This window comes from Agrobacterium sp. RC10-4-1, assembly GCF_014138475.1.
Taxonomy (GTDB): domain Bacteria; phylum Pseudomonadota; class Alphaproteobacteria; order Rhizobiales; family Rhizobiaceae; genus Agrobacterium; species Agrobacterium pusense.
This window is the reverse complement of record NZ_JACJIT010000009.1, coordinates 40,021-59,746: the sequence shown is the minus strand read 5'-3', so window position 1 is coordinate 59,746 and position 19,726 is coordinate 40,021. Positions and strand designations below refer to the sequence as shown.

20 protein-coding genes are annotated in these 19,726 nt (G+C 60.3%); 6 read left to right on the top strand and 14 right to left on the bottom strand.

The window, feature by feature from the left end:
* Position 1: 1 nt before the first annotated feature.
* From FHW77_RS22380 to FHW77_RS22360, 5 genes are all read right to left on the bottom strand, one after another.
* Complete coding sequence (locus tag FHW77_RS22380; protein ID WP_100911494.1) at positions 2-724, bottom strand: ABC transporter ATP-binding protein; 723 nt, start codon at positions 722-724, stop codon at positions 2-4.
* A complete protein-coding gene (locus FHW77_RS22375) occupies positions 717-1,445 on the bottom strand; it encodes an ABC transporter ATP-binding protein (protein WP_112416833.1) in 729 nt (242 codons plus the stop codon). Before FHW77_RS22375 ends, FHW77_RS22380 begins: the two co-directional genes overlap by 8 nt.
* Complete coding sequence (locus FHW77_RS22370) at positions 1,442-2,350, bottom strand: branched-chain amino acid ABC transporter permease (protein ID WP_112416832.1); 909 nt, start codon at positions 2,348-2,350, stop codon at positions 1,442-1,444. Before FHW77_RS22370 ends, FHW77_RS22375 begins: the two co-directional genes overlap by 4 nt.
* Positions 2,347-3,219, bottom strand: coding sequence for a branched-chain amino acid ABC transporter permease (locus FHW77_RS22365; protein WP_044459010.1), 873 nt, complete (start codon positions 3,217-3,219; stop codon positions 2,347-2,349). The genes FHW77_RS22370 and FHW77_RS22365 overlap by 4 nt, the downstream gene beginning before the upstream one ends.
* A 70-nt stretch (positions 3,220-3,289) precedes the next feature.
* The gene (locus FHW77_RS22360; RefSeq protein WP_112416831.1) at positions 3,290-4,504 is read right to left on the bottom strand and encodes an amino acid ABC transporter substrate-binding protein; all 1,215 of its coding nucleotides are present in this window, start codon (positions 4,502-4,504) and stop codon (positions 3,290-3,292) included.
* Positions 4,505-4,636: 132 nt separating this feature from the next.
* On the opposite strand from FHW77_RS22360, the gene FHW77_RS22355 reads away from it, so the two are divergent.
* On the top strand, positions 4,637-5,509 hold the full coding sequence (locus FHW77_RS22355; RefSeq protein ID WP_112416830.1) for a helix-turn-helix transcriptional regulator: 873 nt from the start codon (positions 4,637-4,639) through the stop codon (positions 5,507-5,509).
* Positions 5,510-5,528: 19 nt separating this feature from the next.
* Here the strand turns inward: FHW77_RS22355 and FHW77_RS22350 are convergent, their stop codons facing one another.
* From FHW77_RS22350 to FHW77_RS22325, 6 genes are all read right to left on the bottom strand, one after another.
* On the bottom strand, positions 5,529-5,828 hold the full coding sequence (locus FHW77_RS22350) for a HigA family addiction module antitoxin (RefSeq protein WP_004444714.1): 300 nt from the start codon (positions 5,826-5,828) through the stop codon (positions 5,529-5,531).
* Positions 5,829-5,883: 55 nt separating this feature from the next.
* Positions 5,884-6,165 (bottom strand): type II toxin-antitoxin system RelE/ParE family toxin, encoded by a 282-nt coding sequence (locus FHW77_RS22345; RefSeq protein WP_004444715.1) that lies wholly within the window; start codon positions 6,163-6,165, stop codon positions 5,884-5,886.
* Between the two features lie 77 nt (positions 6,166-6,242).
* Positions 6,243-7,049 carry an ABC transporter ATP-binding protein gene (locus tag FHW77_RS22340; protein WP_112416829.1) on the bottom strand — a complete coding sequence of 269 codons (807 nt, stop codon included), beginning with the start codon at positions 7,047-7,049 and terminating at the stop codon, positions 6,243-6,245.
* Positions 7,046-8,080, bottom strand: a complete 1,035-nt coding sequence (locus tag FHW77_RS22335) for a FecCD family ABC transporter permease (protein WP_112416828.1) — start codon at positions 8,078-8,080, stop codon at positions 7,046-7,048. Before FHW77_RS22335 ends, FHW77_RS22340 begins: the two co-directional genes overlap by 4 nt.
* Before the next feature lie 2 nt (positions 8,081-8,082).
* On the bottom strand, positions 8,083-9,120 hold the full coding sequence (locus FHW77_RS22330) for a FecCD family ABC transporter permease (protein WP_210274074.1): 1,038 nt from the start codon (positions 9,118-9,120) through the stop codon (positions 8,083-8,085).
* Between the two features lie 2 nt (positions 9,121-9,122).
* Positions 9,123-10,130, bottom strand: a complete 1,008-nt coding sequence (locus tag FHW77_RS22325) for an iron-siderophore ABC transporter substrate-binding protein (RefSeq protein WP_100911487.1) — start codon at positions 10,128-10,130, stop codon at positions 9,123-9,125.
* Positions 10,131-10,351: 221 nt separating this feature from the next.
* On the opposite strand from FHW77_RS22325, the gene FHW77_RS22320 reads away from it, so the two are divergent.
* Positions 10,352-12,472, top strand: coding sequence for a TonB-dependent siderophore receptor (locus FHW77_RS22320; protein ID WP_182590714.1), 2,121 nt, complete (start codon positions 10,352-10,354; stop codon positions 12,470-12,472).
* A 133-nt stretch (positions 12,473-12,605) separates the two neighbouring features.
* On the opposite strand, the gene FHW77_RS22315 is transcribed toward FHW77_RS22320, so the two are convergent.
* Positions 12,606-13,499: a helix-turn-helix domain-containing protein gene (locus FHW77_RS22315; RefSeq protein ID WP_200892985.1), complete on the bottom strand. Its 894-nt coding sequence runs from the start codon at positions 13,497-13,499 to the stop codon at positions 12,606-12,608.
* A 224-nt stretch (positions 13,500-13,723) separates the two neighbouring features.
* Between FHW77_RS22315 and FHW77_RS22310 the strand changes: the two genes are divergently transcribed.
* Positions 13,724-13,900: a hypothetical protein gene (locus FHW77_RS22310; protein WP_004444725.1), complete on the top strand. Its 177-nt coding sequence runs from the start codon at positions 13,724-13,726 to the stop codon at positions 13,898-13,900.
* 126 nt (positions 13,901-14,026) lie between these two features.
* Here FHW77_RS22310 and katG read toward each other — a convergent pair whose 3' ends face one another.
* On the bottom strand, positions 14,027-16,198 hold the full coding sequence (gene katG / locus FHW77_RS22305; RefSeq protein ID WP_182590713.1) for a catalase/peroxidase HPI: 2,172 nt from the start codon (positions 16,196-16,198) through the stop codon (positions 14,027-14,029).
* 205 nt (positions 16,199-16,403) lie between these two features.
* Here katG and FHW77_RS22300 point away from each other — a divergent pair, with 205 nt between their 5' ends.
* Positions 16,404-17,312 carry a hydrogen peroxide-inducible genes activator gene (locus FHW77_RS22300; RefSeq protein ID WP_182590712.1) on the top strand — a complete coding sequence of 303 codons (909 nt, stop codon included), beginning with the start codon at positions 16,404-16,406 and terminating at the stop codon, positions 17,310-17,312.
* A 37-nt stretch (positions 17,313-17,349) separates the two neighbouring features.
* On the opposite strand, the gene FHW77_RS22295 is transcribed toward FHW77_RS22300, so the two are convergent.
* Entirely contained in the window at positions 17,350-17,892 is a 543-nt protein-coding gene (locus FHW77_RS22295; protein WP_100911482.1) for an NUDIX hydrolase, read from the bottom strand.
* Between the two features lie 113 nt (positions 17,893-18,005).
* Between FHW77_RS22295 and FHW77_RS22290 the strand changes: the two genes are divergently transcribed.
* Complete coding sequence (locus FHW77_RS22290; RefSeq protein ID WP_182590711.1) at positions 18,006-18,650, top strand: DUF47 domain-containing protein; 645 nt, start codon at positions 18,006-18,008, stop codon at positions 18,648-18,650.
* The gene (locus FHW77_RS22285; protein ID WP_004444749.1) at positions 18,650-19,654 is read left to right on the top strand and encodes an inorganic phosphate transporter; all 1,005 of its coding nucleotides are present in this window, start codon (positions 18,650-18,652) and stop codon (positions 19,652-19,654) included. The genes FHW77_RS22290 and FHW77_RS22285 overlap by 1 nt, the downstream gene beginning before the upstream one ends.
* Positions 19,655-19,726 lie beyond the last annotated feature (72 nt).

Genomic DNA, 19,726 nt, shown 5'->3' with positions numbered 1-19,726 from the left:
TTCAGACAATGGCGGCGGTGGTGCCGCCGAGAAACGCCCGTTGCACGGCGGCATCGGCGGAGAGGGCCTCAGTTGAACCTGCTCCGACGATACGCCCCGCTTCCAGCAAATAACCCCGGTCGGCCAGCGCCAGGCTTTCGCGCACATTCTGCTCCACGAGCAGAAGGGAAAGGCCGCTCTTCTTGATCTCGGCCAGGGCGGCAAAAAGTTCCTGCGTGACGATGGGCGCAAGACCCAGACTCGGCTCGTCCAGCAAGAGATAATCCGGTGCCGACATCAGCGCCCGCCCGATGGCGACCATCTGCTGTTCGCCGCCGGACATGGTGCCGGCAAGCTGCTGCCGGCGTTCGGCGAGACGTGGAAACAGCGAGAAAATATGCTCCCGTGTCACTTTCTCTGCTGAACGGGCATGGCGGGGATTGGCGCCGAGGCGAAGATTATCCTCCACAGTCAGCGCCGGGAAAATTCCGCGTCCTTCTGGCACCAGCGCCACACCGCAGTCCACGATCCGATGAGGAGGAACAGCGGCAAGCGACGCACCGTCGACGCGCACTTCGCCGGACGCCGGCACAACCATCCCGCCGACGGCTTTCAGCAGCGAAGACTTGCCGGCGCCATTGGCGCCAAGCAGAACCACGGTTTCGGCCTTGGCAACATTGAGCGATATGCCATCAACAGCGAGATGTTTGCCGTAGCGGATTGTCAACGCATCTATTTCAAGCATGTGGCGCTCCCAGATAGGCGGAGATGACCTGCGGATCATCAAGCACCGCTGCCGTCGGCCCGTCGGCGATCTTGCGGCCGGCCGCCATGACCACGGAGCGCGGGCAAAGGGCGCGCACGGCCGCCATGATATGTTCCACCAGCAGGATCGTCGTTCCCTGCGATGCCAGCCGCCGGATCAGCGCTATTCCTTCCTGGAGTTCGGTGGGGTTGAGGCCGGCGAGCCATTCATCCAACAACAGAAGCTTCGGCTCGCCAGCCAGCGCACGCGCCAGTTCGAGGCGCTTCTGATCGATATAGGTGAGATCGCCGGCCGGCATGACTTCCCGCCCCGCCAGCCCTATTCTTTGCAGACAGGTGCGCGCGACCTTCTCCGCCGCTGGGCGGGACAACCGCTGCGGCCCGAACATGGCCGAAACCGCGACATTGTCCAGCAGGGAGAGCGAAGGCAAAAGCCGCACGAGCTGGAAGGTGCGCGCCACGCCGGCGCGCGCAATCGCATCCGGCCGCCGGCCGGCAATCTCCTGCCCTTCCAGCCGGATTGATCCCTCCGTCGGCTTCAGCGCGCCCGAAATCAGGTTCATCAGCGTCGTCTTTCCGGAACCGTTCGGCCCGAGCAGCCCCACGACCTCGCCAGCCTTGATAGTCAGGCCGAGACCATCCACCGCCTTCAGCCCGCCGAAGGTCTTGCGGATATCAGCAATTTCGAGAACCGTGCTCATGCCGTCTTCTCCTTTTTGCGCAACTTCTCCAGCGCCGCCAGCACGCCATCCGGCAACACGAAGACGATGAGGATGAAGAGAGCGCCGAGAATGATGGAAAAATGGTTGGGGAAATTGGCGCCCAGCCATTCAAACAGCAGGAACAGCGGAACCGCACCGAGGATGGGTCCCCAGCGACGCGTGGCTCCGCCAAGCAGGGCCATGATCACGGTGAGGAACGAAACCTGCGGATTGAACACGATGGCCGGCTCGATATAGACCCAGCGCGGGGCCTGGATGGCGCCAACAAGCGTGATGATGGTGGCAGACAGCACGAAGAGCGTCAGCTTGGTGCGAGCAAGATTAATTCCTGCATGGGCGGCCACCACCTCATCATCGCCGATCGCCTTCAGCGCCAGGCCGAGCTTGCTGCGGTCGATGAGCGTTGACAGGACAAGAGTAACGGCGGCCAGCGCCAGCAATTGCCAGAGGACATGCTGCGGCTCCAGCGGCAGGAAGATATAGCGCCCGAGCGTTCCGGTCACATTCACTTCATACCAGGTGATGAGCTGGCGGATGAGTTCGGCAAGGCCGAAGGAAAAGATCACGAAATAAATGCCAGCGACGCGCAGCGTGGAAAGCCCGACGACGAAGGCAAGCGCCGCGCCGACAAGGGCGGAGCACAGGAGGACGAGCGGCCAGGGCAAGACCTCGCTCAGCACCGCGACCGTATAGGCCCCGACACCGAAAAAGGCGACGGTGGCGAGCGATATATAGCGGGTCGGACCGGAGAACATGGCCCAGGCGGAAGCAAGCGTGGCATAACCGAGAAGGCCGATGATGACGCCGACACCATAGGCGTCGAAGAAGAAGGGAGAAAGCGCCAGCAGCGCGGCTGCGGGGAGGCCGATCAGAAGCGGACTCATTTGCCCCTCCTTGCGAAGATGCCTTCCGGACGCCAAAGCAGGACCATGAGAAAGAGCAGGTAGGTGGCGGCAAGTGTGAGACCGGGATCGACATAAACCAGCACAAAGGTTTCCACGAGGCCGAGCAGCAGGCCGGCGACCAGCGCTCCGAGCAGGTTGCCGACACCGCCCATGATGACGACGACAAGCGCCTTCATGGTGAAGACCACGCCATAGGAAGCGGAGAAGGTCTGGTACATCGAAATCATCACCCCGCCGGCCACGGCGAGTGCGCCGCCGAGAGCAAAGCCGAGGGAAGCCACGCGGGTCACATCGATGCCGACTAGCGGCGCGGAACGGGGCGACAGCGCCACTGCCCGCAGGTTAAGACCCCAGCGGCTGTGGGTGAGCGCCAGATAAAGCCCACCGCCAATCAGGACGGACAAGCCGAAAGACAGAAGCCGGTTCATTGCCACCGTCGTGCCGAAGATATCGACTCCATCGGCGAGATAGGAATAGGAATGGTAGTTGCCGCCGAACGCCACGAGCATGATGCCCTGGATAACGAAAAGCAGTCCGAAGGTTGCCAGAATGGAATCGACTTCCAGACGGCCGGAGCCGCCCGAACGGCGCACCAGCGGCCGCATCATGACGCGGTAGATCGCGAAAGAAAGGCCGTAACCGAGCGGTACGATGATGAAAAGCGACCAGAGCGGCGAAAGCCCGTAGCCGGAAAACAGAACGAAGGTGATGAAGGCAGCCGCGATCAGCACTTCGCCATAAGCGAGGTTCATGATGCGGGCGATGCCATATTGCAGCGAAAGTCCAAGCGCGATCAGCGCATAGGTCCCTCCCAGCATCAAGCCGAAGATGAGGGTGGATAAGAACAAGGAAATGTCTCCAGTCTGGAACATGGCCGAAGCCTTCCGGCCGGGTTCACAGGTCCCGGCCGGAAAGGGCTTACCATTGCGGCTTCGGGACAAGTGGCTTGGCCGCACCGGGACGTTCCGCGGGCGCAATCGCGACGAAACGCTCGCCCTGCCATTGCCCCGCCCACCACAGCTGACGAAGCTGGTTGTCTTCAAGTTTGACCGGGCCGATAACGGTGTCGAAGCTTCCAGTCGAAAGCTCACCTGCCACCGCCGCCTTGTCGAGACCGACGCGCTGGATTGACTGGGCCAGCATTTCGAGGCTCGCATAGGTGATGGCGCTTGCCCAGCTGTCCGGCTTGGTGCCGATGAAGGCTTCGTGACGCTTGAAATAATCCTCGATCCTGTCGCTGCTTCCATCGACGCCGCCGATGCTGATGACACCTTCCTGCTTGCCATCGGAAACCTTCGGGAAAATCGGGAAAGCACCGCCGACACCGACGTAGAACACCTTCGGATTATATCGTGCAGTCTGCGCCTGCTTCGTTACCGCGAAACTGTCCGGCGGGTAGGAGAAGGCGATGAAACTGTCCGCACCGCTTGCCGCGGCCTCGTTCACAAGCGCGGCAAAATCGGAGGTGCCGACCGGATAGGTCTTGTCATAAGCAAGCGTAAAACCTGCTTCCTTCAGCGCGGGTCGCGCAGCCTTGATGAGATCGATGCCGAAACCGTCCGCGACAGATATCACAGCCACCTTGTCATTGATCTGGCCTGCTTCGCGGGCGGCTTTCAAAACATCGGCCAGTGCATTGACATAGTCGTGCCCCCCGCCCAGCATCCAGAAGCTCTTCTTCCAGCGCGCGGCGAAATCGGGCGCCTTGTCGGTGACGCCGGTGACCGCGAGCTGCGGATAACCGAAACGGTCATAGAGCGGCGCAACCGCCAGATTAAATCCCGTGCCCCAGGGCGGCAGGATGAAATCCACCTTGTCCTGGCTGGCCAGCCGCTCGGTGAACCGTACCGCGTCCTCGGCCGAGGAACGGTCGTCATATTCGACCACGTCAACTGGCAAGCGCTTACCATCGGGCAGCGTGAGGCCGCCGGCATCGTTGACCTCCTTCACCCATAATTTGTAGTTCGGAATGGTCGTGATACCCGCGCCGGTGGCATTGGCGCCGCTTTTTGACACAGCATAGCCAATCTTTACGGAAGTGCGGTCCTGCGCAGTGGCATGACTGAAAGACACTGCAGACAGGGCAGCACCGGAGAGCAGGCAGAACAGCGTTCTGCGCTTCAAATTGTTCATGATGTTCCTCCCAAAGCGCTCGATCGGGCAGCCCTTCTCCTCAAGACTCCCCACGCGCTGATCGAAGTTTAGCAATGACAGTTGCATATAAAATGCACTAGTGTAGTGCATTATTGCACTTTTGGAGGTTGAATGCCGCTGCACAGCCAGTTTGCCGCCAATCGCGTGGAGATTACGGCACGTACCTTCGCCTCCTCGCTGCGCGTATCCGAATTCCGGCTGGAAGCAGACAGCGCCCACCTGCTTTTGCTTTCTGTCGGGGAAGCGGAGATCACGCAGGGCGATAAGAGGCTGGATGTCCCTTCGCCGGGGCTCATCTGGCTGCCCATAGGCCCGGCAGGCCGCGTGAGACTGAGCGCCGGAAGCCGCGGATCGCTGTTGACGACCACCGAAATCGGACTGGCTCACGCGATGCCGACGGGCACGAGCGCAAACGCCGTACGCGCGATACTGCAGCGTATTCTGGTACAGTCGCCCGAAGAGCAGGACCAAAAGGAACTGGAGGCTTATCTCCAGACAATCGCGAGCGAAAATGTCCGCGCAGCGACCGGTTCCGACACGATCATCGCCAGCCTGCTCTGCGTCACCCTTGTCCGGGTCTGTCAGCACGCCATCGCCGATGTTGCTGCCGCCGTCTCCACCCCGGGCGGCCTCACCGAACGTTTCGTCCTTCTGGTGAGCCAGCACAAGCACGATCAATGGGCCGTCGAAGATTATGCACACCATCTCGGCGTTACCCGCGAGCGACTGGGATTCGCGGTCCGCAAGGCCACGGGGCTTTCGCCACAGGCCTATATCCACCGGGAACTCCTGTCAGAGGCGCGCGACCTTCTCCTGAACTCTTCGCTGCAAGTCGCTGAAATCGCGTTTCGACTGGGGTTTCAGGACCCCGGCTACTTCAATCGCTTCTTCACCCGCAACGAGGGGACCTCTCCTGGCCGTTTCAGAAGAACGGCAAGGCAGAAGCAGAACATGCCGCCGCCATCCTATGCGGCTTGGCCGTGATGGGACAGGAGGCTGACAACTACGCGGCTTCCAGTTCCTTGATATTCGCAAGGTCCGTTTCCAGCCTCGCTGCAGCCGCCTTAATGTCAAAAGCGTTCTGCAAGTTCAGCCAATATTCCGGGGTGGTCTTGAAAAACTTTGCCAGACGCAAGGCGGTGTCCGCGGTGATACCAAGTTTCTCTCCCGCAATCCGTTCTATGCGGGTGCGCGGAACATTGAGGTGCCTTGCGAGCGCGTATGCCGACATCCCCAGCGGCTCAAGATAGAGTTCCCGCAGGATTTCGCCCGGATGGATCGGAGGCGATTTACTGATTGTCATGCTCGCTGGCCCTCCTTGGCCGATTTGTCATGAGCCTCTCCACGAGAATAACCGACTAGTGATAGTCGGTTATTTCCACGCTTTCCGGCCCTGCTTGCGTCCAGACGAAACAGATGCGCCACTGCTTGTTGATCCGGATCGAATATTGGCCCTCACGGTCGCCGGAAAGCTTTTCCAAACGATTACCGGGCGGTGACCGAAGGTCTTCAACCGTGTTTGCCGCATCCAAGATTGTGAGCAGTTGCTGGGCGCGGCGTAGCATATCGGAGGGAAATCCCTTCTTCACAGATCCGTCGTCAATCGAAGCAGTCAGCTTGTTTTTGAAAGAACGGATCATTGCCTGCCTCTTGATGTTCGTATCATAAACAGATACGCGCAGAAGTCAACAGAACCGTATCTTAAAGAGATACGTTATTATTTCCCCTGGACGGTCCGATGCCGCCCGATCGGCAGCATCATCGGCTTGCCCGATGTCGGATCCGTGATGACACGGCTTTCAATACCAAAAACGTGGCGGACATTCTCTTCCGTCAAAACGCCTTCCGGCGTGCCGAAGACATGCAGCTTTCCGTCCCTCATGGCGACGAGATGATCGGCATAACGGGCTGCGAGATTAAGATCGTGCAAGACCATGACGATGGTGGTCTCACGCGACTGGTTGAGGTCTGTGAGAAGGTCCAGCACCTCGACCTGATGGCTGATATCGAGGAAGGTGGTCGGCTCATCCAAGAGCAATATGTCGGTCTGCTGGGCAAGCGCCATGGCGATCCACACGCGTTGCCGCTGACCGCCCGATAATTCATCCACCGGCCGTTCGGCAAGCTCGACCGTGTCGGTGGCGACGAGTGCTGCGGCAACCGCTTCGTCATCCTCACGTGTCCAGCGTGCGAACAGGCCGTGATGCGGATGTCGCCCACGGCTGACGAGATCCGCAACCACGATACCTTCAGGCGCTATCGGCGATTGCGGCAGGAGACCCATCCGCTGAGCCAGTTCCCGGGAAGGCAGACGATGGATCGACTTGCCGTCAAGCAGGACCTGACCGGCGCGCGGTGTGATGAGCCGCGACATGCTGCGTAGCAGAGTGGACTTGCCGCAGGCATTCGCGCCGACGATAACCGTGATCTTCCCGCGCGGGACGGTGAGGTCCAGCTCTTCTATGATGAGGCTGTCGCCATAGCCGGCCGAGAGGCCGCTTAGGGAAAGAGAGTGGCCGGTCATAACGAGCCTCCGCTGCGGTTGACCCGCACGATCAGATAAATCAGATAGGGCGCACCGAGCGCACCGGTGACGACGCCGACCGGGTAACGGCCGGGCAGCAGGAACTGGCCGCAATAGTCACCCGCCAGCACCAGCACCGCCCCGACCAGTGCGGCGGGAAGGAGCAGCGATCCATTGCTGCCGACGATACGCGCTGCAATTGGTCCGGACAGGAACGCAACGAAGGCGATCGGCCCCGAGACGGCCGTAGCAAAGGCGATCATGCCAACGGCTGCGACGATGACGACGATGCGTGTTGCCCCGACCCGAACGCCGAGTGCCGCGGCGGCATCATCACCGAGCCTGAGCGTCTCGAGATCCCGTGCACGGCTGAGAAGCAGGCCGCCGAAGAAAACCAGCGCGATGGCAAGCGGCAGTGTCTGGGCAAGTTTGGCGCCATTGACGCTGCCGGTCAGCCAGCGCATCGCCTCCTGCAGTGTCCAGGCCGGCGCGACGGAGAGAATATAGGCGATGATGCTTTCCAGCATGGCGGAAACGCCGATGCCGACAAGGATCAGACGCGTTCCGGCCACGCCGTTGCGGAAGGAGAGGAGATAGACCAGTAGGGCGATGCCAAGGCCGGCGACGACGGCGACAACCGAAACCAGCGGTCCGTTCATCTGCAATACGACGATGGCAAAGACGGCGGCGGCGCTGGCGCCGGAGCTGATGCCGATAATGTCGGGGCTGGCGAGCGGGTTGCGTAGCATGATCTGAAAGGCGACGCCGCCAAGGCCGAAGCTCAGCCCCACCAGCACCGACAGCAGCGCGCGTGGCAGGCGCAATTGTCCGACGGTGAAGCTGACGCCGGCGATGTCCTCGCCAAGCAGCACGCGGATCACCTGACCGGGCGGGGTGAATGATTGGCCGAGCGTCAGCGTGAGCCCAAAAGCTGCGATGAGAAGCGTCAGCAGGCAAAAGATGACGAGACGGCGCCGGCCCTGCCGAAGATGGCGGTTGAAACCCAGCGTTTCGACGACTGACGGAAACATGCTCACAGCTCACGCACCCTCTGCCGTCTGACGATCCAGATGAAAAAGGGCGCGCCGACCAGCGCCGTGACGATACCGACATCGAGTTCGGAGGGCCGCGCGACGATGCGGCCGACAATATCGGCGGCCAGCAGCAGGCAGGCGCCTCCAAGTGCAGAAAACGGGAGGAGCCAGCGATTGTCCACCCCGACCAGCGAGCGGCAGAGGTGAGGCACCACCAGACCGACAAAACCGAGCGGGCCGCAAATGGCGGTGGCAGCGCCGCACAGAAGAATGGCACCGAAGGATGCCATGGCTCTGGCGAGGGCAACGTTTTCTCCAAGGCCGGCGGCCAGCTCGTCGCCAAGCGCCAGTGAATTCAACTTCCGCGCCGAAAGCAGGCTTACGACGAAACCGGCAGCCAGAAAGGGCAATACGGTCTCGATACGTTCGAAGGTCGCCCCGCCGACACCACCGATCTGCCAGGCGCGGACGCCGCCGGCGATATCGCTGCGCGGCAACACCACGGCGATGACGAGCGACGAGAAGGCGACGGAGGTGGCGGCACCCGCAAGTGCGAGTTTCAGCGGCGTGGCCCCGCCTCGCCCGAGCGAACCGACAACATAAACGAAGATCGCGGATGCCCCCGCCCCGGCAATTGCCGTGACGATGAAGGCCTGAGCCGAGGCGATGCCGAACCAGACGATGCCGATGACAACGGCAAGCGACGCCCCCATGTTCACGCCGAGAATACCGGGATCAGCAAGCGGATTGCGTGTGACCCCCTGCATGATCGCGCCGGCCAGCCCCAGCGCGGCACCCGCTATAAGCGCAAGCACGGTGCGCGGCAGGCGCACAGCAACTGCCGCTTCTGCAACCGTTTCGACACGGCCACTCACCCCACCAAGAATATCCGCAAATGAGACCTCACGCGTGCCGATGGCAACCGACAACGCACATAGCAGCCCGAGAAGCGCCAGCACCGCGCCAAGCCACGCCATCCGCACGCGGTTCGAGCGCCCGGCCAAAAGCACGGCAGCCGCTTTGCCGGATCCGGACATTGTCACTGTGATTTCCCGGACTTACCGGCGGCCCTTGCCAGAAGATCGGCATAGTCCTTCAACACCCATGAAATCGACAGAGGCGTTGGATTAGAAGCCGTGCCGAGCGGATCGCGCCCCAGCATAACGACAGCATCGTTTGAGACGGCAGGCATCCGGGCGAGAAGCGGATCAGCGCGCATGGCATTCAGCAGCGGCTCGCTACCATAGGTCACGATGATATCGACATCGTCGAAGGCATCGACGCGCTCGGCGCTGATACCGGCAGCGAATTGCCCAGGCCTCGTTGCCTCCGCGACGCTTTTGGGGGACGCAAGGCCAAGATCTTTGAAGAACTTCACTCTGGTATCATTGGCCGTATAGAAATTGACGACGCTGAGATTTGTGGCGTCGAGATGGGTGACAAACATGGCCGACTTGCCCTTCAGTTGCGGGTGGCCGGCAACGACCTCGGCTATTTCACCCTCGATGCGCTTGATGAGCGCCTCCCCTTCTGCGGCCATTCCAAGACCGGCGCTATTCAGCCGGATCATGTCGCGCCAGTCCGTCGCCCATGGCGAGACAGGATAAGCGACCACCGGCGCGATCTGGCTGAGCGTGTCGTAGTCGGACTGGCTGAGGCCGGAATAGGCCGCGAGGATGACATCCGGCTGCGTTGCCGCCACAGCCTCGAAATCGATGCCGTCACCCTCGTCGAACAGCACAGGCTTTGGCGCGTCGAGCTCGGATAGCCGCTTCGCCACCCAGGGCAGCAGCCCGTCACCGTCATCATCGCCGAAGTTGGCGGCGGCAAAGCCGACGGGCACGATGCCGAGCGCCAGCGGCACCTCATGGTTGGCCCAGGCGACAGTGGCGACCCGCTCGGGCTTCTTCGCAATCGTCGTCGTACCGAAAGCATGTTTGATGGTGACGGGATAGGGTGCCGTCTCCTCCGCCACAGCTGTATTCTGTGCGATCACGGACAGAAAAAACACGAAGACCGGTAGAAGACCACAAAACAGGCGGGGCATGAGCGAGGCTTTCAAAGTTCAAAAGTGGACTTGAATTCTCAGCTTCAATTGCCCCCGTCAAGTCCGGTGAGGAAATGCTTCCGCAACAGCGGTGAAATTTCCGGGGTTTTGTACAAAACCGCAAAAATCTACAATACCGGACAAACTTTCTCAAGTTATTGGGCGCATCGAGAGTGGTCCGTGAAAACGGCGATCGGGGCATTAATTTCTGGAACCTACCAATGAATATCGAAATCCAAGGCAGAAACCGCAAAACCGCGCGACGTCTCCACGGGAAAGCGGCCCTGCTGGCCTGCACGGCGCTTGCCGTATCCATGCCCGGCCTTCTCGTGGCGCAGGAGGCTGCCAACACGGGCGGCAGCACGGTTCTGGAGACCATCACCATCGACAGCGGTGACAATGATCAGAAATCGATCGTCGCCACCCGCACGACGAGCGGCAGCAAGATGGCGACCGATATTCTCGACACACCTGCCTCTGTCTCTGTCATCACCGCCAAGGAAATGCAGCAGCGCGGCGTGCAGACGGTGGAAGAAGCACTGCAATATACCGCCGGCGTCACCACGGATTTTTACGGCTCCGACGACCGTTTCGACTATTTCAAGATTCGCGGTTTCGACGCTTACATGTACCGCGATGGCTTGACGCTCGGCCGCCCCTTCGGCGCGCTGCGCGAAGAAACCTATGCCTATGAGCGCGTCGAAGTCATAAAGGGCGGCAATTCTACCACCTTCGGCGTTTCGGACCCCGGCGGTTCGGTAAATTACGCCACGAAAGTGCCGAAACATGCGCGCTTCGGCGAAGCCTATGTGACCGGCGGTTCTTATGGCCGCGCCGAGACCGGCTTCGATTTCGGCGACAACGTCACCGGCGACGACACTCTGTCCTATCGTCTGACCGGCAAGCTTCGCAACACCGATGCGGAATATGACTATTCCCGCGACGACGAGAAATTCTTCATGGGCGGTCTTACCTGGCGTCCAACCGACGCCACCAGCCTCACTGTCGTTTACGACCATCTTAACAAGGATGGCGTTCCCGGTGGCGGCGGCCACCCCGTCGGCTCGCATTTCGACCGGAGCCGCTTCTTCGGAGAACCCGACTACAACTATCGCGGCACGAACCGCAACTCGCTGAGCGTGATGTTCGATCACGATTTTGGATCCGGCCTGACCCTGAGTTCCAACGCCCGCTACAGCAAGGCGAATACGGACTTCGGTTATGCCTATATATCGTCGACGCCGACCAACGGTTCGACCATCGCCAATCGTTCTTATTTCGGCAACGACACCGAGACCGAAAACTTCCTGATCGACACGCGCCTGCAATATGACACGCGGTTCGACAACGTCGAAAGCCGCAGCCTGGTCGGTGTTTTCTACAATGACTACACCTCCGGCAGCAAAAGCTACTTTGGCGCTGCACCGAGCATCAACTGGATGAACCCGATCTATACCGGCGCGCCCTCTTCCGTGCCGCTCTATGCGGACTCCCTGACGGACCAGAAGACAAGAGCGCTCTATCTGCAGCAGGACCTGACCTTCTTCGACAGGCTCACCATCAGCGCCGGCCTTAGAAACGACTGGATCGACACCGACCAGACAAACCGGCTGAACCGCACGACGGCGAGCGGCGACATCAGCGAACTCACGAAGCGCATTGGCGTGTCCTACAAGATAACCAACGAGATCGCGCCTTATATCAGCTATGCTGAATCGGTAGTGCCCGCGTCCGGTCTCACCGTCGAGCCGGAGCGCGGCGAACAGATCGAACTCGGCGTGAAGTACCGGCCGGACGCTTTCCCGGCTCTCTTCACTGCCTCGATCTACGATCTGAAAAAGAACAACATCACCGTCACAAGCCCGATCACCAGCCTGCCCACAACGATCGGCGAGGTGCGTGTGCGTGGTCTTGACCTCGAGGCCAAGGCTGAGGTCACAGACAGTCTCAGCCTGACGGCAGCCTATTCCTATCTCGATGCGGAAATCACCGAAAACGGCACTGGCGGCAATGTCGGCAACAGGCCGCAATTTGTGCCCGAACATCAGGCCTCGCTATGGGTCACCTATACGCTTGCGGGCAACGACCATTTCGGTGACATGACGTTCGGTCTCGGCGGCCGCTATACCGGCGCCTATTATTTCGACAACGCCAACAAGGTCGAAACCGGAAGCAGTGCGACCGTGGATGCGGCATTCAGCTACAAGATCCAGGAAACCGCCTCGCTGGATGTCAATGTCTCCAACCTTTTCAACGAAAAACACGTTTCTTATGGCGGGTTCGGAGCAGACTTCTACAATCCAGGCAGGGCGTTTTCGGTTACCCTGCGCAAGACATGGTGATGAAAGATATCCACAATATTTCAATATATTGTGGATATTTCCTGATGCACGATGTCATGCTCTGACTTGCCCTGAGATTCAAACCGGCGGTCGCCCGCCACGGCCTACGCATCAGGACGCAAATCCCGCCTTTTCAAAGCAGCCTGTGCAAACGTCGCCAGGCAGCAGGCGTGTTACCCACGGACTGACGGAAAGCCTTGGTGAGATGAGCCTGATCGGAAAAACCGAGCTGGGCAGCAATATCGGCCACCGTCAGATCGCCTTCCAGCAGAAGTTTCTGTGCGGCATCGATACGCCGCTCAAGTTGCCATTGCAGAGGCGTTTTGCCGGTTGTCTGGCGAAACACCGTGGCGAACCAGCTTTCCGATAGCCCGACAATATCGGCCATCTCGGCGACCGTCATGCGGTCATCACCGCGCTTTTCCACGCGGGCGAGTAACCGGTTCATCTGCGCCTGCGTCAGCCTGCCATTGGCCTGCTCGGGCGTTGGTCCGGGAATATCCAGCAAGCCGGCAACAATACTGCCGACGAGGCTTTCGGCATAAAGCGGATGTTTCTGCGGCTCGGCCAGTTCATCCACCAGCAGGCCCGCCAGTGTTTCCACTCCGCCGATATCCTGGATCTCGACGGGACGGCGTAACGCGGTCATGGCCGCCGAACCGCCAACCGCCGGGGACAGAAAGCGGAGAAGCCGGTCCTTGTGGATATGCAGGTTGAGATGGGAAAAACGATGCGTGGCGTTGCTGCCCGTCCACATGGGCACGCCTGCCGGCACGTAAACCGCCCGCGTCATCGGCCGCGAATGTTGCGAAAGCTCGCCGTCGCGATTTGATATGCGGATCCGTGACGAGACGTCGTTGAAGAAAATCATGATTCGCGGATCGGCGGCGAGATAATACCCTTTCGCCCCCACTTGGCTCTCCGCCTCCCAGAAAGCGCTGACCAGCCCGTCGAACTGGCGCCACTTGACCGGCGCGGTGACGCTGATCCCTTCCGTGTACCAGGTCATGGAATGCCAGAAACCCAATGCAATTACCGTCCGGTTGTCGAGCCGAAGCCGAGGCGTGGAAACAAACGTGGCACAGGGCAATCGTGGCAATCACCCTGCACGCCGCCATAACATGACTTATCTATTCATGTTAATAGCAAAGATCATTATGAATAGAAACATTCTCCCCCGCGAAAAGGCTGGAACCTCTGCCCGGGACGACCGTTGAATTCCTCACAGGAACCAAATGAGGGAGATTATTCATGGACCGCAACAAGGAACCCGGCGACTTCGCAGAGAAGAAGCGCGAGGAACAGGGCCGCGGCGTCATCGTCGCCGGACCGGATGCCCACGAGAATGAAAAGAGCGGCAGAACCCCGTCGCAAGGGGCGGAGAAATCATCCCCGGAGCGACCGGTACCGTCTTCCGACCGTCGGTGAGCCGCCGCCGCGTCCAGCACATTTGCGCGACGTGTGTGAGAGCGCCAAGCCGATCTACGAGAAGCCGAAAACAAAAGTGCCTCCCCGATCGCTCAGGGAGGCGCTTTTTAATGGCAAACAGGCTCGTTACAGAAGATCGAAACGGTCGGCGTTCATCACCTTCGTCCAGGCGGCGATGAAGTCGCGGACGAATTTTTCCCTGTTGTCGTCCTGTGCGTAGACTTCCGCATAGGCACGCAGGATCGAGTTCGAGCCGATCACGAGATCGACACGCGTGGCGGTGTATCGTGCCACGCCAGTCCTGCGGTCACGAATCTCATAGAGATTGCTGCCGGTCGGGACCCAGGAATAGGCCATATCCGTCAGCGTCGTGAAGAAGTCGGTCGTCAGGGCGCCGGGCTTGTCAGTGAACACGCCATGTGCCGCACCGCCATAATTGGCGCCGATGACGCGCAGACCGCCGATAAGTACTGTCAGTTCCGGCGCAGTCAGGCCGAGAAGCTGGGCGCGGTCCAGCAGCAGTTCTTCGGGGCTGACAACATAGTCCTTCTTGATCCAGTTGCGGAAACCATCCGCCAACGGCTCGAGCGGAGCGAAGCTGTCAGCATCCGTCTGCTCGGCGGAAGCGTCGCCGCGGCCCGGTGCAAACGGCACGGCGATATCGAAGCCGGCCGCTTTTGCCGCCTGTTCCACGCCGTAATTGCCGGCCAGAACGATGACATCCGCGATGCTCGCACCGGTTTCACGAGCAATCGGCTCGAGAACCGAAAGCACATGGGAAAGACGGGCGGGCTCGTTGCCTTCCCAGTCCTTCTGCGGAGCAAGGCGGATACGCGCGCCATTGGCACCGCCGCGCTTGTCCGAACCGCGGAAGGTGCGGGCGCTGTCCCAGGCGGTCGCAACCAGATCTGCGACCGGAAGGCCGGAAGCGGCGATCTTGGCCTGTACGGCAGCCAAATTGTAGCTCGTGGAGCCTTCGGGCACCGGGTCCTGCCAGATCAGGTCTTCTGCGGGAACGTCCGGTCCGAAATAACGGGATTTCGGCCCCATGTCACGGTGCGTCAGCTTGAACCAGGCGCGGGCGAAGACTTCGGAGAAATGATCCTGATCGTCCTTGAACTTCAGCGAAATCTCACGGTAGATCGGATCGACCTTCAGTGCCATGTCCGCATCCGTCATCATCGGGATGGTGCGGATCGAGGCATCCTCGACGTCAACAGGCTTGTCTTCTTCGGCAATGGAGATCGGCGCCCATTGCGATGCACCGGCGGGGCTATGCGTCAACGTCCACTCATGCTTGAACAGCATGTCGAAGAAGCCATTGTCCCACTTGGTCGGATGGCTCGTCCACGCGCCTTCAATACCCGAGACGACCGTATCACGACCGATGCCGCGGCCCTTGGTGTTGATCCAGCCAAGGCCCTGATATTCCGGGCCTGCGGCTTCGGGATCAGGGCTGAGATTGGCCGCGCTGCCATTGCCGTGCGACTTGCCGATCGTGTGGCCGCCGGCGGTGAGCGCCACGGTTTCCTCGTCGTTCATGCCCATGCGCGCGAAGGTCTCGCGCATCTGCGCCGCCGTCGCCAGCGGGTCGGATTTGCCGTTCACACCTTCCGGATTGACGTAAATGAGACCCATCTGCACGGCGGCAAGCGGGTTTTCCAGCGTTTCCGGCTTCGTCACGTCGCCGTAACGACCGTCGCTCGGCGCCAGCCATTCCTTTTCATCACCCCAATAGGTGTCCTTTTCCGGAGCCCATATGTCTTCACGGCCGAAGGCGAAGCCGAAGGTCTTCAGGCCCGCAACGTCATAGGCAATTGTGCCGGCGAGCGCGATCAGGTCTGCCCAGGAAATCTTGTTGCCGTATTTCTTCTTGATCGGCCACAGCAGGCGGCGGCCCTTGTCGGTGTTGACATTATCAGGCCAGGAATTCAGCGGTGCAAAACGCTGGTTGCCGGTGTTGGCGCCGCCGCGGCCGTCCGTTACGCGATAAGAGCCGGCGGCATGCCAGGTGACGCGGGCCATCATACCCACATAGCTGCCCCAGTCAGCCGGCCACCAGTCCTGGCTGTCGGTCATCAGGGCCCGAAGATCGGCCTTGAGGGCCTCGACATCAAGCGTCTTCAGCGCTTCGCGATAGTTGAAGGAGGTGCCAAGCGGATTGGTCTTGGTGTCGTGCTGATGAAGAATATCGAGGTTCAGCGCGTTCGGCCACCAGTCGGTCACCGATTTGCCGGAAGCCGTATTGCCTCCGTGCATGACGGGACATTTGCCAGCCGGTTTTGAAGTTGCGTCCATTTCGCCCTCCGATGGGTTTAGCAATTAAACAAAATAAGTTCGACACGGGCAGCGGTATGAATCAGCGTTCGCAACGGGTTACTGCCACCCGCAGCGATACTGACGGCCTTTCACAGCTACAGCCTCTTTCTGTCATGATGATGACTAACAGGCGGGTTCCATAATTTCCAATTGTATCTTCTAAAGGCTGCGATATGCTGAGCTTATGATTGCGCTATCCATGAAACATCTCCGCTATTTTGACGCTCTGGCGAAGATCGGCCATTTCGGGCGTGCTGCCGAGGCCTGCGCCATTTCGCAGCCCGCCCTTTCGCTTCAGATTCGTGAACTGGAAGAACTGATCGGTGCGCCGCTGGTCGAAAGAGGCAGCCGGCAGATCAGGTTGACCGCTCTTGGCGAGGAGTTTGCCGAGCGCACCCGCGCGATCCTTCAATCGGTCGATGAGCTGCAGGATCTGGCGCGGGCTCGGCAGGGGCCGCTCAGCGGCCGCCTGCGCATCGGCGTCATTCCGACCGTCGCTCCCTATCTTCTGCCGCAGGTCATCAAGACGCTTACGAGACATTACCCCGGGCTGGAAGCACGTCCGCGAGAGGCGGTGACGCAAAAACTGATCGAGGACCTTCTGGAGGCCCGGCTGGACATGGCCATCGTCGCCCTCCCCGTCTCGGAACCGTCGCTGGAGGAAATCCCGCTATTTTCCGAGGAATTCATCCTGGTGCGGCCGATGGAGGATGCGGGCATGCCGGTGCCGAGCGCCGACAAGCTCGGCGAAATGCGCCTGCTGCTTCTGGAGGAAGGCCACTGTTTCCGCAATCAGGCGCTATCCTTCTGCAGCACCACAAATGCGCCACCCCGCGTGCTGATGGAGGGGAGTTCACTATCCACCCTGGTGCAAATGGTCGGCGCCGGGATCGGCGTCACGCTCATTCCACAAATGGCCGTCGACATGGAGACAAGGCAGTCCACGGTCTCGGTCTTCCGTCTGGCGGAACCGCGACCGTCCCGCACCATCGGAATTGTGTGGCGGAAGAGTAACCCGCTTTCGGCGCAGTTCGCTCATATTTCGGAGATCGTCCGAGACTGTGGTTCTCAGAAGCTTGGCCTCAAATCCTGACGGTTACGGTCTCAGGATCGCGCTGGTTCTGCGATCTTCATGCGCTTCGCCCTTGCGGATCCTTCCGTTTGCCCTTTGGCCTGAAATCGACCAGCAGCGATTTCAGCTCGATATCCCTGACCCTTCTTGCCGCCTCGTCCGGGCGAACCCATTCCACCAAGCGCTCGCCGCGCTCCTTAAATTTGGTTTCCGCGCCCGTCACTTCGATCTGAAACACGTCCACGACGCAGGGCACGACTTCGCCATCATCAAGCATCTTGAGATAGGTATAGCGGCCGACCGCTTCCTTTCTGACGCGGCCACGAACACCGGCCTCTTCCCAAGCCTCGATTGCCGCGGCCTCATGAGGCTTCTTGCGCTTCATCGGCCAGCCGCGCGGAATGATCCAGCGGCCGCTGGTGCGTGACGTGACAAGCAGGATTTCGACATCGTCATCGCCCCCGCCATATCGAAAACACAGCGCGGCATATTGCTGCCGGAAAGCGCCTGTGAAGAGCTTTTCCGGAACCGCAGCAAGCTGCTGAAGCAATGTCAGGGGGCGGGCCGGGCGGGATTTCCGGCTTTTTTTCGTCGATTTCATATCCGTTGATAGTGCTGATTTTCCGGGTTGCATCAATGCCCCGCGTGCATTTATGACAGTTTTATGACAATTACCCCCCACAACATGAAAAGCGCCACTGAGGGCCAATTCGCATGATGAGCATTTTCCGCAAACTGATGCCGCGCGAGGATCGTTTCTTCGACCTGTTCAGCAAACATTCCGAAACCGTCATCAAAGCGGCCGAAGCCCTGGATAGCCTGTTGAGCGGCGTCGATGTCGAAAAGAACTGCGACCTCATCGTTGCCCTCGAACATCAGGCGGACGACATCACCCGTGACGTGTTGCTTGCGGTGCGACGCAGTTTCATTACGCCTTTCGACCGCGGCGATATCAAGGACCTGATCCAGTCCATGGATGACGCCATCGACATGATGCACAAAACGGTCAAGACCATCCGCCTCTTCGAGCAGACCGAATTCGACCCGCTGATGAAGGAGATGGGCCATGAGATCGTGCGCGCGGCGAGCCTGATCGCAGAGGCCATTCCGCTTCTCGAAAAGGTCGGCACCAATGCCCAGCGCCTGTCATCGATCGCCGAAGAGATCACCCGCGTCGAGGGGCGCTCCGACGACCTGCACGACCAGGGACTGAAAGACCTGTTCCGCCGCCATGGCGCCGCCGGCAATGCCATGGCCTACATGATCGGCAGCGAGATCTACGGCGAACTCGAAAAGGTGGTTGACCGCTTCGAGGATGTGGCCAACGAGATCAGCGGCATCGTTATCGAGAACGTCTAATGGATGTCGCACTTGCACTGCCGCTGCTTGTCGGCCTCATCGCCATTGCGCTGTTCTTCGATTTTCTGAACGGTCTTCACGACGCCGCAAATTCCATTGCCACGATCGTTTCCACCCGGGTGTTGCGGCCGCAATATGCCGTTGCGTGGGCTGCCTTCTTCAATTTCATAGCCTTCCTCTTCTTCGGCCTGCATGTGGCGGAAACGCTCGGCACCGGCATCATCGACCCGGCCATCGTATCTCCGCAGGTGATTTTCGCGGCGCTGATAGGCGCGATCGTCTGGAACATCGTCACCTGGATTTTCGGCATCCCCTCCAGTTCGTCGCACGCCTTGATCGGCGGCCTCGTTGGCGCAGGTCTGGCAAAGGTCGGCTTCAATTCCATCGTCTGGTCGGGGCTGCTGAAGACAGTCGGCGCCATCTTCATGTCACCGGCAATCGGCTTTTTCCTCGCGCTGCTTCTGGTGCTTGCGGTATCGTGGCTTTTCGTGCGGCAGACGCCCTTTGCAGTCGATCGCACCTTCCGCGTCATGCAGTTCATCTCCGCCTCGCTATATTCGCTGGGCCATGGCGGCAATGACGCGCAGAAGACCATGGGCATCATCGCCGTGCTGCTGTTCAGCCAGGGACATCTCGGGGAGAGTTTCTATGTGCCCTTCTGGGTGGTGATTTCCTGCCAGTCTGCCATGGCGCTCGGCACCTTGTTCGGCGGCTGGCGCATCGTGCATACGATGGGTTCAAAGATCACGCGGCTCAACCCGATGCAGGGTTTCTGCGCTGAAACCGGCGGCGCATTGACGCTGTTCGGCGCCACCTGGCTCGGCATCCCGGTCTCCACCACGCACACCATCACCGGCGCCATCGTCGGCGTCGGGGCCGCACGCCGCGTCTCCGCGGTGCGTTGGGGACTGGCCGGCAACATCGTCATCGCCTGGATCGTGACCATGCCGGCGGCGGCACTGATTTCCGCTTCCGTTTACTGGCTGACATCGCTGTTCGGCTAACTCCCTGCCCCATCAACCCTCCCGGAACAAAAACCACACCGTGGCTGTTTGACCCGGGAGATCAACGGGCAA